Genomic DNA, 14,791 nt, shown 5'->3' with positions numbered 1-14,791 from the left:
CGGCACCGAGCAGGTCGAGACCGGGCACGTGCGGCTGCGCAAGTACGTCGTCACCGAAGAGCAGCAGGTCACCGTCCCCGTCCGGCACGAAGAGGAGCGGATGTCCGACGCCAGGATCGCCTTCGCGCCGACCTCGGCCAACTCGTCCATGATGAGGTTGACCTTTTTGCGCGACACCATCGCGCGCACCGCCACCCAGTCGTCGTCGGCGAGCGGGGCCACCGTCGGCGACTCCAGGCCCGGCGTGATGGCGATCGCCCGCTCGACCAGCGTCCGCGGGCAGTCGTAGTCCAGCATCATGTACTGCTGCGCGAACACGACCCCGCGCAGGCGCGCGGCCAGCTGCGACTTCGCCTTGCTGTCTTCGGTGCCCTTGCGCTGCAGCAGCACCGCTTCCGACACGCAGATCGGGTCGCCGAACGCGACCAGGTTGTTCTGCCGCAGCGACCGGCCGGACTCGACGACGTCCGCGATCGCGTCCGCCACGCCGAGCTGGATCGAGATCTCCACGGCGCCGTCGAGCCGGATGACTTCGGCTTCGACGCCGTGGCGGGCGAGGTCGTCGCGGACCAGCCGCGGGTACGACGTCGCCAGGCGCTTGCCGTGCAGGTCGGCCGGCTTCCAGTCCCGGCCCGCCGGGGCGGCGTAGCGGAACGTCGAACCGCCGAAGCCCAGCGCCTGGACCTCTTCCACCGGCGCGCCGGAGTCGAGCGCGAGGTCGCGGCCGGTGATGCCGAGGTCGAGGTCACCGGAGCCGACGTAGATCGCGATGTCCTTGGGGCGCAAGAAGAAGAACTCGACCTCGTTCACGGTGTCGAGCACCGTCAGGTCGCGCTGCTCATGCCGCTTCCGGTAGCCCGCCTCGCCGAGCATCTCCGTCGCCGCGGCGGCGAGGGCTCCCTTGTTCGGCACGGCAACACGCAGCATTTCGCTTCTCTCCTCGTTCAGCGGTGGACCACCCGTCACAGGTAGCGGTAGACGTCCTCGGTCGACAGGCCGCGACCGAGCATCAGCACCTGCAGCCGGTACAGCAGCTGGGAGATCTCCTCGGCGAGGCGCTCGTCGGACTCGTGCTCGGCGGCGATCCACACCTCGCCGGCTTCCTCCAGCACCTTCTTGCCTTGGGCGTGCACTCCGGCGTCGAGGGCGACGACGGTGCCGGACCCGTCGGGACGGGTACGCGCGCGCTCGGCAAGCTCCGCGAACAGCTCATCGAAGGTCTTCACGGTCTGCAGATCCTTCCATCCCGGCCCCGTCCCCGCTGCCCCGGGCCGGTCCGGATGCCGCCGATCTCACACCTCCGTGGACGCCGCCTCCCGCGATGTGGGACGCGGGCGCTCGAAGCCGAGCAAGTACCGCTTGCGCTCGACCCCGCCGCCGTACCCGGTGAGCGAGCCGGTCGAGCCGATCACCCGGTGGCACGGGACGACGATCGAGATCGGGTTCTTGCCGTTGGCCAGGCCGACCGCCCGCGCGGCCAAGGGCTTGCCGAGCAACTGGGCCAGCTCGCCGTAGGAGGCGGTTTCGCCGTACGGGATCTCCAGCAGCGCCGCCCAGACCGCCCGCTGGAACGGCGTCCCGCGGAAGGCCAGCGGCAGGTCGAACTCGCGCCGCTGCCCGGCGAAGTACTCCCCCAGCTGCGCTTCGGTGCGTTCGAAGACTTCCGCGCCGGCGCTGCGCTCGCCGAACGTCGTGTCGGCGGGGCGGTGACGCTGCTCGTGCATGTACAACCCGCAGAGCGCGCCGTCCTCGGCGACCAGGGTCAGCAGGCCGCACGGGCTGTCCACGACGGCGTGGGAACGCATCGAACTCTCCTGTCGACGAAAGCTAGGCGGCGGGCATCCGGTTGATCGCGTGGTCGCCGGTGGCCCACAGGTGCTGGGTGGCGTAGGCGCGCCACGGGCGCCACGCCTCGGAGCGGGCGACGACGGCTGCTTGGCCGCCGAGGCCGAGCGTCTCCGCCGCGTACTTGATGCCGAGGTCGGTGGGGAGGAACGCGTCCGGGTCGCCGAGGGCGCGCATGGCGATGCTCTCGACCGTCCACGGCCCGAACCCGGGCAACGCGGTCAGCGCCGCCCTCGTCGACGCCCAGTCGCTGCCCGCGCCGAGGTCGAGCCCATCCGTCAACGCCGAGACCAGCGCGAGCAGCGTCCGACGGCGGCTGCGCGGCATGGCCAGCGTCTCGGGGTCCAGCGAAGCGAGGGCTTCCGCCGAGGGGAACACGTGGGTCAGCCCGCCCTCGGGGTCGTCGATCGGCTCGCCGTGCGCGATGACGAGGCGGGCCGCGTGGGTGCGCGCCGCCGCCGTCGAGACCTGCTGCCCCAGCACGGCCCGGACGGCGAACTCGGCGCCGTCGACCGTGCGCGGGACCCGGCGGCCCGGGGCGGCCGCGACCAGCGGCGCGAGGAGCGGGTCGGTGGCGAGCTGGTCGTCGACGGCGGTCGGGTCGGCGTCGAGGTCGAGCAGCCGCCGGCAGCGGCTGGTGGCGGCCGGCAGGTCCCGCAGGTCGGTCAGGCTGAGCCGGCACGCGATGTGGCCGTCCTCCGGCCGCAGCGCGACGACGCCGTGGCCGTGCGGCAGCCGCAGCGTGCGGCGGTAGGCGCCGTCGAGCCACTCTTCGACGCCCGGCACCCCGGTCGCGACGAGGTGCCCGAACAGGTTGTCCGGGCAGAGCGGCTTCCGGTAGGGCAGCCGCAGCAGGATCGCCCCGGCGGGCGGCGTGCCCTTCGCGCGGCCGCGCAGCTCCGTCGGCGTGAGCGCGAAGACCTCGCGGACGGTGTCGTTGAACGACCGGATGCTGCCGAACCCGGCCGCCAGCGCCAGTTCGGTCATCGGCAGGGTGGTCGTCTCGATGAGCGTGCGCGCGGTCTGCGCGCGCTGGGCCCTCGCGAGCGCCAGCGGACCGGCGCCGAGCTCGGCGTACACCTGACGCTGGACCTGCCGGACGCTGTAGCCGAGCCGGGCGGCGAGGCCGGTGATGCCGTGGGCGTCGACGACGCCGTCGGCGATCAGCCGCATCGCCCGCGCGACGAGGTCGGCGCGCTCGTTCCACAGCGGCGACCCGGGGCTCGCGTCCGGGCGGCAGCGTTTGCAGGCGCGGAACCCGGCCTGCTGCGCGGCCGCGGCGCTGGGGTAGAAGCTCATGTTCTTCGGCTTCGGCGGCACCACCGGGCAGCTGGGCCGGCAGTAGATCTTCGTCGTCAGGACGGCGGTGTAGAACCACCCGTCGAAGCGGGCGTCCTTTCCTTGCACGGCCCGCACGCACCGCTCGAAATCCTCATGCACGCGTCCCAGCATCTCCGAGCGCGACGGCGAGGGCTAGCGGAAAAGCGACATGGGCGTGCTCAGCCCAGCAGGGCCGCCAGCGCCGGCACGTCGATGCCCACCAGGGAGTCGCGGAAGACGCGCCGCTCCCCCGGCTCGACCGGGACGTCGTTGGGGATGACGAGGACCGTGCAGCCCGCCGCGACCGCCGACGCCGTGCCCGGCGGGGAGTCTTCGACCGCGACGCAGCGCGCCGGGTCCACGCCGAGCAGCTCGGCGCCCTTGAGGTACGGGCGCGGGTGCGGCTTGTTGAGGCCCTCGACTTCGTCGCCGCAGACCGTGACGTCGAAGAACTCGCGACCGATCGTGTTCAGCGCCAGCTCGGTCAGGTCCCGCTCGGTCGACGTCACCAGCGCCGAGCGCACGCCTGCTTCGCGCACCGCCGTCAGCGCCTCGCGAGCGCCCGGGCGCCACGGCAGCTCGTCGTCGAACAGGCCGGCCGTGCGACGGCGGATCTCCTCCCCCGTCGAGGCGACCGATTCCGGGGTGACCGGACGGCCGACGACCTCCAGCAGGTACGCCGACGTGTCGTCCATGTTGGACCCGACGAGCGTCATCCGCTGTTCCTCGGAAAGCTTGCCGCCGAGCCACTCCGCGGTCTCGTAGAGGGCGATGTCCCACAGCTTCTCGGAATCGACGAGCGTGCCGTCCATGTCCCACAACACGGCGCCGAGACCGTCCACAGTAGATCCCCTCAGGTGTTGAAGTACTTCGCTTCCGGGTGGTGGCAGACGATCGCGTCGGTCGACTGCTCGGGGTGCAGCTGGTACTCCTCGGACAGCTTCACGCCGATGCGGCCCGGCTCGAGGAGCGCGACGATCTTCGCCCGGTCCTCGAGATCGGGACAGGCGCCGTAGCCCAGGGAGAACCTCGCTCCACGGTAGCCGAGCTTGAAGAAGTCCTCGACGTCGTCCGGGTCCTCTGAGGCGACCGCCACACCGCCGGGGAAGGTCAGTTCCTGGCGGATGCGGCAGTGCCAGTACTCGGCCAGCGCCTCGGTGAGCTGGACGCCGAGACCGTGCACCTCGAGGTAGTCGCGGTAGGCGTCGGCGGCGAACAGTTCGTTGGCGTAGTCGGCGATCGGCTGGCCCATGGTCACGACGGTGAACGGGACGACGTCGACTTCGCCCGTCTCCCGCGGACGGTAGAAGTCGGCCAGGCAGAGCCGCCGGTCGCGGCGCTGGCGCGGGAACGTGAAGCGCAGCCGCTCGGGCGCGTCCGGTTCGGGCTCGGTGAGCACGACCAGGTCGTCGCCCTCGGCGACGCAGGGGAAGTAGCCGTAGACGACGGCCGCGTGGGCCAGGACGCCGTCCGCGGTCAGCCGGTCGAGCCAGTACCGCAGCCGCGGCCGGCCTTCGGACTCGACCAGGTCGTCGTACGTGGGCCCGGTGCCGCCGCGGGCGCCCTTGAGGCCCCACTGCCCCATGAACGTGGCGCGCTCGTCGAGCATCGCGGCGTAGTCGGCGAGCGCGACGCCCTTGACCACACGCGACCCCCAGAACGGCGGGACCGGCAGCGGGACGTCGGTGGCGACGTCCGAGCGTGCGGGCGGCGGCCCTTCGAGGGCTTCCTCCTCGGACTTGCGGGCTTTGCGCGCCTCGGCGATCCGCAGCGAGCGTTCGCGGCGTTCCTTGCGCTCCTGCCGCTTCTGGTCCGCGTCGGCGTCCACCAGCGGCGATTCGCCACGCTTGGCCGCCATGATCGCGTCCATCAGCCGCAATCCCTCGAACGCGTCCCGCGCGTAGCGGACGTCGCCGAGGTACAGCTCCGAGAGGTCGTTCTCCACGTAGGACCGGGTCAGGGCCGCGCCGCCGAGCAGGACCGGCCAGCGCGCGGAGATGCCCCGGGAGTTCATCTCCTGGAGGTTCTCCTTCATGATCACCGTGGACTTCACCAGCAGCCCGGACATCCCGATCGCGTCGGCGCCGTGCTCGTCCGCCGCGTCGAGGATGGTCGTGATCGGCTGCTTGATACCGAGGTTGACGACCTCGTAGCCGTTGTTGGACAGGATGATGTCGACGAGGTTCTTGCCGATGTCGTGCACGTCGCCGCGCACGGTGGCCAGCACGATCCGGCCCTTGCCGGCGTCGTCGTCCTTCTCCATGTGCGGCTCGAGGTGGGCGACGGCGGCCTTCATCACCTCGGCGGACTGCAGCACGAACGGCAGCTGCATCTGCCCGGACCCGAACAGCTCGCCGACGGTCTTCATGCCGGACAGCAGCGTGTCGTTGATGATCTGCAGGGCCGGCCGCTGCTCCAGCGCCGCGTCGAGGTCGTCGGTGAGCCCGTTGCGCTCGCCGTCGACGATCCGGCGTTCGAGGCGTTCGAACAGCGGCAACGCGGCCAGCTCCTCGGCCCGCGACGCCCTGGTCGACGCCGCGCTCACGCCCTCGAACAGGGCCATCAGCTCCTGCAGCGGGTCGTAGCCCTCGCGACGCCGGTCGTAGACGAGGTCGAGGGCCACCGCGCGCCGGTCGTCCGGGATCCGCGCCATCGGCAGGATTTTCGACGCGTGCACGATCGCGGTGTCGAGCCCGGCCTGGACGCACTCGTGCAGGAACACGGAGTTCAGCACCTGCCGCGCGGCCGGGTTGAGGCCGAAGGAGATGTTCGACAGGCCGAGCGTGGTCTGGACCTCGGGGTGGCGCCGCTTGATCTCGCGGATCGCCTCGATCGTCTCGATGCCGTCGCGGCGCGACTCCTCCTGACCGGTGGCGATGGTGAAGGTGAGCGCGTCGATGATGATGTCGGACGTCCGCACGCCCCACTTGCCGGTGATGTCGGCGATCAGCCGGGACGCGATGTCGGCCTTCTTCTGCGCGGTCCGCGCTTGGCCTTCTTCGTCGATGGTCAGCGCGACGACGGCGGCGCCGTACTCGCTCACCAGCTCCATGACCTGGGTGAACCGCGATTCCGGCCCGTCGCCGTCTTCGTAGTTGACGGAGTTGACCGCGCAGCGGCCGCCAAGCCGCTGCAGCCCGGCCCGCAGCACCGGGACCTCGGTGGAGTCGAGCATGATCGGCAGGGTCGACGCCGTGGCGAGCCGACCGGCCAGTTCGGCCATGTCGGCGGTGCCGTCGCGCCCGACGTAGTCGACGCAGAGGTCGAGCAGGTGCGCGCCGTCGCGGGTCTGCTCGCGGGCGATCTCCACGCAGTCGTCCCAGCGGCCTTCGAGCATCGCGGTGCGGAACGCCTTGGAGCCGTTGGCGTTGGTCCGCTCGCCGATCATCAGCACGCTGGCGTCCTGCTTGAACGGCACCGCCTGGTACAGCGAGGACACGCCGGGCTCGGGCCGCGGCCGGCGCGGGACCGGAGCGGTGTCCGCCACGGCGGCGGCGAGCTGCCGGATGTGCTCGTCGGTGGTGCCGCAGCAGCCGCCGACGAGGCCGACGCCGAACTCGCGGACGAACCCGGTCAGCGCCTCGACCAGGGCCTCCGGGCCGAGCGGGTACACGGCGCCGTCCGGGCCCAGCTCCGGCAGGCCGGCGTTCGGCATCACCGACAGCGGCACCCGGGCGTGCTTGGCCAGCTGCCGCAGGTGCTCGCTCATCTCGGCCGGTCCGGTGGCGCAGTTGAGCCCGATCAGGTCGATGCCCAGCGGCTCCAGCGCGGCCAGGGCGGCGCCGACCTCGGTGCCGAGCAGCATGGTCCCAGTCGTTTCGACGGTGATCGAAGCGAGGATCGGCACGAACCGGTCTTCGGCGGCCATCGCCCGCTTCGCGCCGATGATCGACGCCTTCGTCTGGAGGATGTCCTGGGTGGTCTCGACGATCACCGCGTCGACGCCGCCGGTCAGCAGGCCGCGGACTTCCTCCTGGTAGGCGTCACGCAGCGTGGTGAACGGCGCGTGGCCGAGCGTCGGCAGCTTCGTGCCGGGGCCGGCCGAGCCGAGGACGAACCGCGGGCGGTCCGGCGTGGCGAACTCGTCGGCGGCCTCCCGGGCCAGCCGCGCGCCGGCTTCGGCGAGCTCGAAGATCCGGCCGGTGATGTCGTACTCGGCGAAGTTGGCGAAATTGGCCCCGAAAGTGTTGGTTTCGACGGCGTCCGCGCCCGCCTCCAGGTAGCCCCGGTGGACCGAGCGGACCACGTCCGGCCGGGTGACGTTGAGGATCTCGTTGCAGCCCTCGAGACCGTCGAAGTCGTCCAGGCTGAGGTCGTGGGCCTGCAGGGCGGTGCCCATCGCGCCGTCGGCCACCAGGACGCGCGAGCGCAGGGCTTCGAGGAACGGCGACGACACCCGGTCGGACATGCTGAACAGGGTAAGGCCGGTGGTCGTAGGCTGGTCCGGTGAGTGAGCCCGTCGACGAGACCCCGCGGCCGCCCGGCGACCGCCCCGAACCCTCCCGGCCGCTGATGGTGGTCGCCTTCGAAGGCTGGAACGACGCAGGTGACGCGGCCAGCCGGGCGGTCGAGCACCTGCAGCTGAACTGGGACGCCACGCCACTGGCCGAACTGGAGCCCGACGACTACTACGACTTCCAGGTCAGCAGGCCCACGGTCCGGATGGTCGACGGCGTCACCCGCCGCGTCGACTGGCCGACGACAACGCTGTCGGTGTGCCGTCCCGACGGGTTCGACCGCGACGTGGTGCTCGTGCAGGGCCCCGAGCCGAACATGCGCTGGCGCGCCTTCTGCGCCGAGTTGCTGGAGCACATCCAGCAGCTGGACGTCGCGACCGTGGTGACGCTCGGTGCGCTGCTCGCCGACACCGCGCACACCCGGCCGGTCCCGGTCACCGGGACGGCGTACGACAAGGACACCGCGTCGCTCTACGGGCTCGAGCTGAACAACTACCAGGGCCCGACCGGCATCGTCGGGATCCTGCAGGACTACTGCGTGCAGGCGGGCATCCCGGCGGTGTCGATCTGGGCCGCGGTGCCGCACTACGTGTCGCACCCACCGTCCCCCAAGGCGACGCTGGCGCTGCTGCACAAGCTGGAGGACATCCTCGACGTCGAGATCCCGCTGGGCGCGCTGCCCGAGCAGTCCGAGGAGTGGCAGCGCACGGTCAGCGAGATGGCCGACGAGGACGAAGAGATCAGCGAGTACGTCCGCAGCCTCGAAGAGCGCGGCGACGCGCAGACCGAAGTCGCGGAGCAGGACGTCAGCGGCGACAAGATCGCCGCCGAGTTCGAGCGCTACCTCCGCCGCCGCGGCCGGGGCGGCGGACAGGAAGGCTTCGGCCTGCGCTGACGGGCTATTTCAGCCAGCTGGTGGCGAACGCCCGCGCGGGGTTCGCCACCAGCATGGCGGTGACGACGTCGCCGCCGAGCAGCTTGACCAGCCGGGGCGAAAGGGTCGTGAGCAGGTAGGACGGCCCCGGCTGCCGGAGGGCCGCGGCGGTCGTCGTGTCACCGCCCAGCAGGATCTGCCCGCCGTGCCCGGCTTCGACCAGGGCCTCCAGCCCGTCGAAGAGCCGCCAGTCCGTCGCGTGGTTGGCTCGCGACGGGCCGTCGAAGCCGAGGAACACGCCGGTCTCGGCGACCTCCCGCTGGATCCGGACGTCCGGGTTGCGGTTGAGGTGCCCGAGGATCACCTGGTCCGGGGGCACGTCGAGCTTCCCGCACAGCAGCTCGGCCGTCTCCAGGGCCGCCGTCCCGAGTTCGAGGTGGACGGCGATCGGCGCGCCGGTCTCCTGGTGGGCGACCGCCGCCGCGGTCATCGTCAGCCGGGCGTGGGAGTCGATCGTGTGGAACGCGCCGGCCACCTTGATCAGACCCGCGCGCGGGCCGGTCCGCAGCTCGTCCGGTAGATCGGCGGGCTGCGTGCCCTCCGTCAGGTCGGCGACGAACTCCCGCACCAGATCGTTCCCTGGGCGCGGTCGACGGGGTGGCGCCGCGGGCAGCGCAGGTGCGTGCGCTCGCGGCGTTCCTCGAGCCCGAGCCGGTCCACCTGGCGGCGCTGGACCGGCTGCACCGCAGCGCCCCGCCCACGGCGTCGGCCGCCTGGGCGCGGCTCGCCCACCAGGCAGCCGACTGGCTCACCGGGCCGCTGCGGCACGACCTGCGCGCCTGTCCGGAGCAGGACTGCCGGGGCGTGTTCGCGGACCCGGGCGGGCGACGGCGCTGGTGTCCCTCCCCCGCCTGCGCCAGCCGGGGCCGGGTGCGCGCGCTCAGGGAGCGACGGCGCGCGGAGTCATGACGGCCGGCGCGGTCCGGTGCCGGTTCTCCCCAGGTGCCGGCGAGGTCGGCTGGCGGTGCGGAGTCAGGACGGCCAGAGGATCCGGCGCATCGGTACCGCGCCCCGAGCCCGCTTCCGCCACTCGCGCGGGTAGCCGAGTGACACCTCTTCGAACCGCACGCCGTCGGCCTCGGTCGTCCGCGGGATGTGCAGGTGGCCGTAGACGGCGATCTCCGCGCGGTAGCGGACGTGCCAGTCCTCGGTCTTGGTCGTGCCGCACCACAGCGCGAACTCCGGCCAGTACAGCGGCGCGGTCGGGTGGCGGTGCAGCGGCCAGTGCGACATCAGGATCGTGCCGTGGTCCTCGGGGATCGCGTCGAGGCGCTCGGTGCTGATCTTGAGCCGGTCGGCGCACCACGCCTGCCGGCTCGGGTACGGGTCCGGGTGCAGGAAGTACTCGTCCGTGCAGACCACCCCGGCGGCCCGGGCCTGGCTCAGTGCCTCTTCCAGGGACTTGCCCTCGGCCTCGGGGGTCCGCCAGCTGTAGTCGTAGAGCAAAAAGAGCGGCGCGATCGTGAGCGGTCGCTTGCCGTGCCGCCAGACCGGGAACTCGTCTTCGGGCGTGAGCACGTCGATCTCGCGGCACTGCTCGACGAGGTACTCGTAGCGCGCCTGGCCACGCAGCTGGCACGGGTCGTTCTTGGTCGTCCACAGCTCGTGGTTGCCCGGCACCCAGACGACCTTCGCGAACCGCTCGCGCAGGGTTTTCAGGGTCCCGATGGTCGCCTCGGCCCGCTCGGCGACGTCCCCGGCGACGAGCAGCCAGTCACCGGGGGTCTCCGGGACGACGTCGTCGAGGATCGGGCCGTTGCCCTCGTGGGTCACGTGGAGGTCGCTGGTGGCGAAGAGGTACGGCACCCCTCCACCGTAACCACCGGGATCGCGGGATCTTCGCGGAATCCCGGGATCCCGGGTGTTTTCCGCACGGACCCGGGCATCGCGCCCGCTCAGGCAGCCGTCGCGGCGGGCACTTCGGCGGCCCGACCGACGGGCCTGCGTCGCCTCGCCAGCATGAGCACCCCGGCCAGCACGTACACGCCGGCCTGGATGTTCAGCAGCAGCGCCGGTCCGGTCGTCGCGACCAGGGTGCCCGCCAGCAACGCCCCCACCGTCGTGAACGTGGCGATCGCGGCGAACGCCGTGCTCAGCACCCGGCCCGCCCGTTCCGGGGTCACCGCGCTCTGGATCTCCGACAGCACTCCCGCGCCCGCGGCCACACCCGGCGCGCCGACCAGGACGAACAACCCCACGTACAACCCGAGCGCCGTCGTCACCAGCCACATGTTCCAGATCACCGCCGAAACCAGGCCCAGCGCGATCGATCCCCAGCCGAGCAGCGCCGCCGGCGCCACCCGCCGCGCCACCGTGGCCAGCGCGAACCCGGCCGCCAGCCCGCCGATCGCCTGCACGCCCCGCAGCAGGCCCGCGTCGGCTTCGCTGCCGCCCAGCACGTCCAGGACGTACACCACGAACAGCACCAGGAACACGCCCTGCGCCAGGGAGGTGAACACGACCGCGAGACCGGTGCGCCACAGCCGGCGGTTGTGCGTGAGCTCGCGCAGACCGTCGAGCCAGGCGCGCACCACCGGTTCGGGCGCGGCGGCCGGCGCCGGCGCGCTCACCCGGCGGAACGGCTTGGCCAGCAGCGCCGCCGCCACCACCAGCACCGCCAGATAACCGGTGATGACGTGCGCGAGCCCGCCGAAGCCGAGCAGCGCACCGCCCGCCCAGCCGCCGGCCAGCCGCGCGACACTGCCATTCACGCTCATCAGCCCGTTCGCCCCGGTGACCTCCTCGACGCCGACCAGCTCGGGCACCAAGGCGTTGCGCGCCGGTTCGAACACCGACGCCAGCGCCGCTTGAGCGGCCATCACCGCGTACACCACGCCGACGCCGGGCTCGGCCAGCAGCGGCAACGCCACCACGGCCAGCCCGCAGCAGACGCCGAACAGCACGGCCCGCCGGTTCCAGCGGTCGGCCACCACGCCGGCGACCGGGCTCAGCAGCACCGCGGGCAGCAGGCCGAGCACGATGCTCAGCGCCGTCGTCGCGGCGGAGCCGGTGCGCTGGAAGACGTACAACGGCAACGCCACCTGCAACATCCACTCGGCCGTCTCGCCGAAGAACGCGGCCACCCACAACCGCGCGAACGCCGGAACCCCCAGCAGCTGCTTCATTCCTCCGCCTTTCCCGAGTGTTCGATGCGCGGGAACGCCCGCAGGCCGACGTGCACCGGGTGGGCCCCCGCCGGCGCGTCGGTCCGGATGGCCCCGACGTAGGGCCGGACCAGGGCGTCGATCGCATCGGTCAGCCGGGTCAGCTCCTCCGGCGTGACGCGCAGCGCGTACGTGATCAGCCCGGACGCCGCGCGCCAGGCGGGGTCGAGGCCGTCGAGCGAGTCCAGGTACCGCTGGGTCAGCTCCTGCTCGTGGCCCAGGGTCGCGCCCACCATGCCGAGCTGGGCCGCCCGGTGCGCCGGGTCGTCGGCCAGCTCCCCCATCTCCAGCCCGACCTGGCGGGCGCGCCACGGCCGCTCCCGGCCGTCCTCGGCGTCTGCCCGCTCGACCAGGCCGTACTGCGCGAGCTGCCGCAGGTGCCAGCTGCAGTTGGACGCGGTAGAGCCGACCGCCTCGGCGCATTCGCTCGCGGTGCGCGGGCCGACGGCGGTCAGGTGGTTCAGGAGCGCCGAACGCAGCGGGTGGGACAGCGCGCGCAGCAGCTCGACGTCCTCGATCCGCTTGCGCGGCGGCAGCTCGGCCATCGATATCCTATCTGAAAGAGTCATTTCGAAAGTTCTCTTTCATAGTTGGTCCCGCCTGCGGGTTTGTCAAGCTGCTCCGCTATCGTTCGCGGGGGCAGCCACTGCGCAAGGCAGTGACTGTTTCGTCACCCGACCTTGGATGGACGTTGCCCGACCAGCGCGAACTCGCTACTTCCGCCGCCCTCGCCCTCCCCCGCTTCGTGGGTTCGACCGCGCTCTTCCACGCCGCGGTCGCCGAGCGGATGGCCGTCACCCCCACCGAGCTGCACTGCCTGCACCTGCTCCACGGCGGGGTCAGCGACTCCCCGACCGAGCTGGCCCGGCTGCTCGGGATGTCCACGGGCGCGTTCACGCGGCTGCTCGACCGGATGGAGCAGCACCGGCTCGCCGAGCGCGCCCCGGACCCCGCGGACCGGCGCCGGCTCGTCGTCCGGCCTCTGCCCGACCGGATGGCCGAGCTCGCCGAGCTGTACGCGCCGATGGCCCGGTTCGTCGGCGAGCGGCTGGCGCGCCTGGACCGCCGTCAGCTGACCGCGCTCGTCGGCTTCCTCACCGACGGCACCGCGGCCGCCGAACAGGCGTCGGGAAACCTGCCGGATGTGACCCAGGCCATAACCGGTTGACTAACTCTACTGATGTTGCGTTAACCTGGTTCCACTATGAGGAACTGAACCGCGCCCATCCCGCTTCCGAGGCGGCACCCGGTCGAGCCTGACGCTCCTGCGTGCCACGACGCCCGGCGGGATTCCCGCTTCTTCTCATCCGGGCCCGGTGATCGCACATGTCTACTCTCTTTCCCTTGCAGACCAAGGACGTCGTCTTCGGCTACGGCACCCGCGTCGTCCTCGACGGGGTCACGCTGACCGCGTCCGCCGGGCAGCGGCTCGGCCTGGTCGGCGAGAACGGCACCGGCAAGTCCACGCTGCTGCGGCTGCTCGCCGGGTTCGAAGAACCACGCTCGGGTGAGGTCCGCCGCGGCCCGGACGTCGGGTTCCTGCTGCAGGAGCTGCCGTTCGCCATGGACGCGACCTTCGCCGACGTCCTCGACGACGCGCTCGCCGAGATCCGCGCGGCCGCCGCCCGGCTCGACGAGCTGACCGCGGCGATGACCGACCGGCCCGACGACCCGTCGGTGCTCGACGAGTACGGCCGTGTCCTGGAGTGGGCCCAGGCCCACGACCTGTGGGACGCCGACCGCCGCGCGAAGCTCGTCTGCGACGGGCTCGGCCTCGGCGGCGTCGAACCCGACCGGCGGCTCGGCACGCTGTCCGGCGGCCAGCGGTCTCGGCTCGGGTTGGCCGCACTCCTGGTCCGGCGGCCGGAAACCCTCCTGCTGGACGAACCGACCAACCACCTCGACGACGCCGCGATGGACTTCCTGGAACGCCACCTCACCGAGCTGACCGGGATCGTGGTGCTGTCGTCGCACGACCGGGTGTTCCTCGACGCCGTCTGCACCGACATCGTCGACCTCGACCCGGCCGCGGCCGACCGCCAGGCCGGCGGCGCGGTCCGCTACGGCGGCAGCTATTCCGACTACCTCTGGCACAAGAAGGCCGAGCGGGCGCGGTGGGAACAGCGCTTCGCCGAAGAACAGGAGGAGCTGAAGGAGCTTCGCGAGACCGTCGCGGTCACCGCGCGCGACGTCGCCTACGGCCGCGCACCACGCGACAACGACAAGTTCATCCACAAGTTCAAGGGCGCCCGCGTCCAGAAGACGATCTCGCGGCGCGTGCGCGACGCCGAGCAGCGGCTCGAGAACCTCGAACGCGACCAGGTGCGCAAACCCCCGGCGCCCCTGCGGTTCCGGGCGGACCTCACCGGGCGCGCGACCGCCGACGGACCCGCGATTTCGGTGCGCTCATTGGAGGTCCCGGGACGGCTTCGGTTGCCGCACCTCGACGTCGACGCGTCGGCCCGGCTGCTCGTCACCGGCGGGAACGGCGCCGGGAAGTCGACGCTGCTGGCCGTGCTGGCGGGGCAGCTCGCGCCCGCGGGCGGCGCCGTCCACTTCGGACACGGTGTGCGCGTCGGCCTGCTGGAGCAGGACGTCGCGTTCGCCGAGCCGGACCGGACCGCGGCCCGGGTGTACCGGGACGCGCTCGGCGAGGACGCACCCCCGCTGAGCCACCTCGGCCTGCTGGCGTCACGGGATCTCCGTCAGCCGGTGGGTGCGCTTTCGGTCGGCCAGCGCCGGCGGCTCGCGCTGGCGGTGCTGCTCGCCGAACCGCCGGACGTGCTCCTGCTGGACGAGCCGACGAACCACATTTCGCTGACCCTGGCGGAAGAATTGTTCCAGGCGCTCGAAACGGCGCCGGGCGCGGTCGTCATCGCGTCCCACGACCGATGGCTGCGCCGAGATTGGTCAGGCGACCACCTGGAACTGGCCGCCGGCCAACCGGTCGCGGTATAGGCCGTTATACAGAGGTGGGGCGTTCACGGGAAATCTCCACCACAGGAGGGGAGAGGGGGTTGGCGTGGTGGGCGGGGACCGCGCAGGGGGTGAGGCCGGGCGCCCGCCCGGGC

The 14,791-nt window shown here is 72.1% G+C and carries 13 protein-coding genes and 2 pseudogenes; 5 read left to right on the top strand and 10 right to left on the bottom strand.

What is annotated here, in order from left to right:
- Positions 1–103, top strand: a pseudogene (locus tag AB0M59_RS44400) (DUF2382 domain-containing protein); the annotation flags it as partial.
- Here the strand turns inward: AB0M59_RS44400 and hisG are convergent.
- The 6 genes and pseudogenes from hisG to metH all read right to left on the bottom strand — a co-directional run.
- Positions 82–927 (bottom strand): annotated as a pseudogene (gene hisG, locus AB0M59_RS44395) (ATP phosphoribosyltransferase); the annotation flags it as partial. The pseudogenes AB0M59_RS44400 and hisG overlap by 22 nt on opposite strands.
- A 35-nt stretch (positions 928–962) precedes the next feature.
- Positions 963–1,226, bottom strand: coding sequence for a phosphoribosyl-ATP diphosphatase (locus tag AB0M59_RS44390; protein ID WP_155544123.1), 264 nt, complete (start codon positions 1,224–1,226; stop codon positions 963–965).
- Between the two features lie 66 nt (positions 1,227–1,292).
- On the bottom strand, positions 1,293–1,805 hold the full coding sequence (locus AB0M59_RS44385; protein WP_364627776.1) for a methylated-DNA--[protein]-cysteine S-methyltransferase: 513 nt from the start codon (positions 1,803–1,805) through the stop codon (positions 1,293–1,295).
- A 22-nt stretch (positions 1,806–1,827) separates the two neighbouring features.
- On the bottom strand, positions 1,828–3,285 hold the full coding sequence (locus AB0M59_RS44380) for an AlkA N-terminal domain-containing protein (RefSeq protein ID WP_364627774.1): 1,458 nt from the start codon (positions 3,283–3,285) through the stop codon (positions 1,828–1,830).
- A gap of 59 nt (positions 3,286–3,344) precedes the next feature.
- The gene (locus tag AB0M59_RS44375; RefSeq protein WP_364627773.1) at positions 3,345–4,007 is read right to left on the bottom strand and encodes an HAD family hydrolase; all 663 of its coding nucleotides are present in this window, start codon (positions 4,005–4,007) and stop codon (positions 3,345–3,347) included.
- 11 nt (positions 4,008–4,018) lie between these two features.
- Positions 4,019–7,573 carry a methionine synthase gene (gene metH, locus AB0M59_RS44370; protein WP_364627771.1) on the bottom strand — a complete coding sequence of 1,185 codons (3,555 nt, stop codon included), beginning with the start codon at positions 7,571–7,573 and terminating at the stop codon, positions 4,019–4,021.
- A 38-nt stretch (positions 7,574–7,611) separates the two neighbouring features.
- Between metH and AB0M59_RS44365 the strand changes: the two genes are divergently transcribed.
- Positions 7,612–8,517: a PAC2 family protein gene (locus tag AB0M59_RS44365; RefSeq protein WP_364627770.1), complete on the top strand. Its 906-nt coding sequence runs from the start codon at positions 7,612–7,614 to the stop codon at positions 8,515–8,517.
- A 4-nt stretch (positions 8,518–8,521) separates the two neighbouring features.
- Here the strand turns inward: AB0M59_RS44365 and AB0M59_RS44360 are convergent, their stop codons facing one another.
- Positions 8,522–9,124: a hypothetical protein gene (locus AB0M59_RS44360; protein WP_364627769.1), complete on the bottom strand. Its 603-nt coding sequence runs from the start codon at positions 9,122–9,124 to the stop codon at positions 8,522–8,524.
- A 50-nt stretch (positions 9,125–9,174) separates the two neighbouring features.
- Here AB0M59_RS44360 and AB0M59_RS44355 point away from each other — a divergent pair, with 50 nt between their 5' ends.
- On the top strand, positions 9,175–9,465 hold the full coding sequence (locus tag AB0M59_RS44355) for a CGNR zinc finger domain-containing protein (protein ID WP_364627767.1): 291 nt from the start codon (positions 9,175–9,177) through the stop codon (positions 9,463–9,465).
- A gap of 63 nt (positions 9,466–9,528) precedes the next feature.
- Here the strand turns inward: AB0M59_RS44355 and AB0M59_RS44350 are convergent, their stop codons facing one another.
- The 3 genes from AB0M59_RS44350 to AB0M59_RS44340 all read right to left on the bottom strand — a co-directional run bounded on the left by AB0M59_RS44350 (position 9,529) and on the right by AB0M59_RS44340 (position 12,265).
- On the bottom strand, positions 9,529–10,362 hold the full coding sequence (locus AB0M59_RS44350; RefSeq protein WP_364627765.1) for a metallophosphoesterase: 834 nt from the start codon (positions 10,360–10,362) through the stop codon (positions 9,529–9,531).
- An 89-nt stretch (positions 10,363–10,451) separates the two neighbouring features.
- Positions 10,452–11,681: an MFS transporter gene (locus AB0M59_RS44345; RefSeq protein ID WP_364627763.1), complete on the bottom strand. Its 1,230-nt coding sequence runs from the start codon at positions 11,679–11,681 to the stop codon at positions 10,452–10,454.
- Positions 11,678–12,265, bottom strand: a complete 588-nt coding sequence (locus tag AB0M59_RS44340; protein WP_364520241.1) for a helix-turn-helix domain-containing protein — start codon at positions 12,263–12,265, stop codon at positions 11,678–11,680. The genes AB0M59_RS44345 and AB0M59_RS44340 overlap by 4 nt, the downstream gene beginning before the upstream one ends.
- A 146-nt stretch (positions 12,266–12,411) precedes the next feature.
- Here AB0M59_RS44340 and AB0M59_RS44335 point away from each other — a divergent pair, with 146 nt between their 5' ends.
- Together AB0M59_RS44335 and AB0M59_RS44330 are read left to right on the top strand one after the other, a co-directional pair.
- Positions 12,412–12,888, top strand: a complete 477-nt coding sequence (locus AB0M59_RS44335) for a MarR family transcriptional regulator (protein WP_364627762.1) — start codon at positions 12,412–12,414, stop codon at positions 12,886–12,888.
- A gap of 158 nt (positions 12,889–13,046) precedes the next feature.
- Positions 13,047–14,678, top strand: a complete 1,632-nt coding sequence (locus AB0M59_RS44330; protein ID WP_364627760.1) for an ABC-F family ATP-binding cassette domain-containing protein — start codon at positions 13,047–13,049, stop codon at positions 14,676–14,678.
- The last annotated feature ends 113 nt before the right edge of the window (positions 14,679–14,791 follow it).

Origin of the sequence: Amycolatopsis sp. NPDC051371 (assembly GCF_040682155.1) — a bacterium.
GTDB lineage: Bacteria > Actinomycetota > Actinomycetes > Mycobacteriales > Pseudonocardiaceae > Amycolatopsis.
The sequence above is the reverse complement of the archived record's forward strand: the minus strand, read 5'-3'. Positions and strand labels throughout refer to the sequence as shown.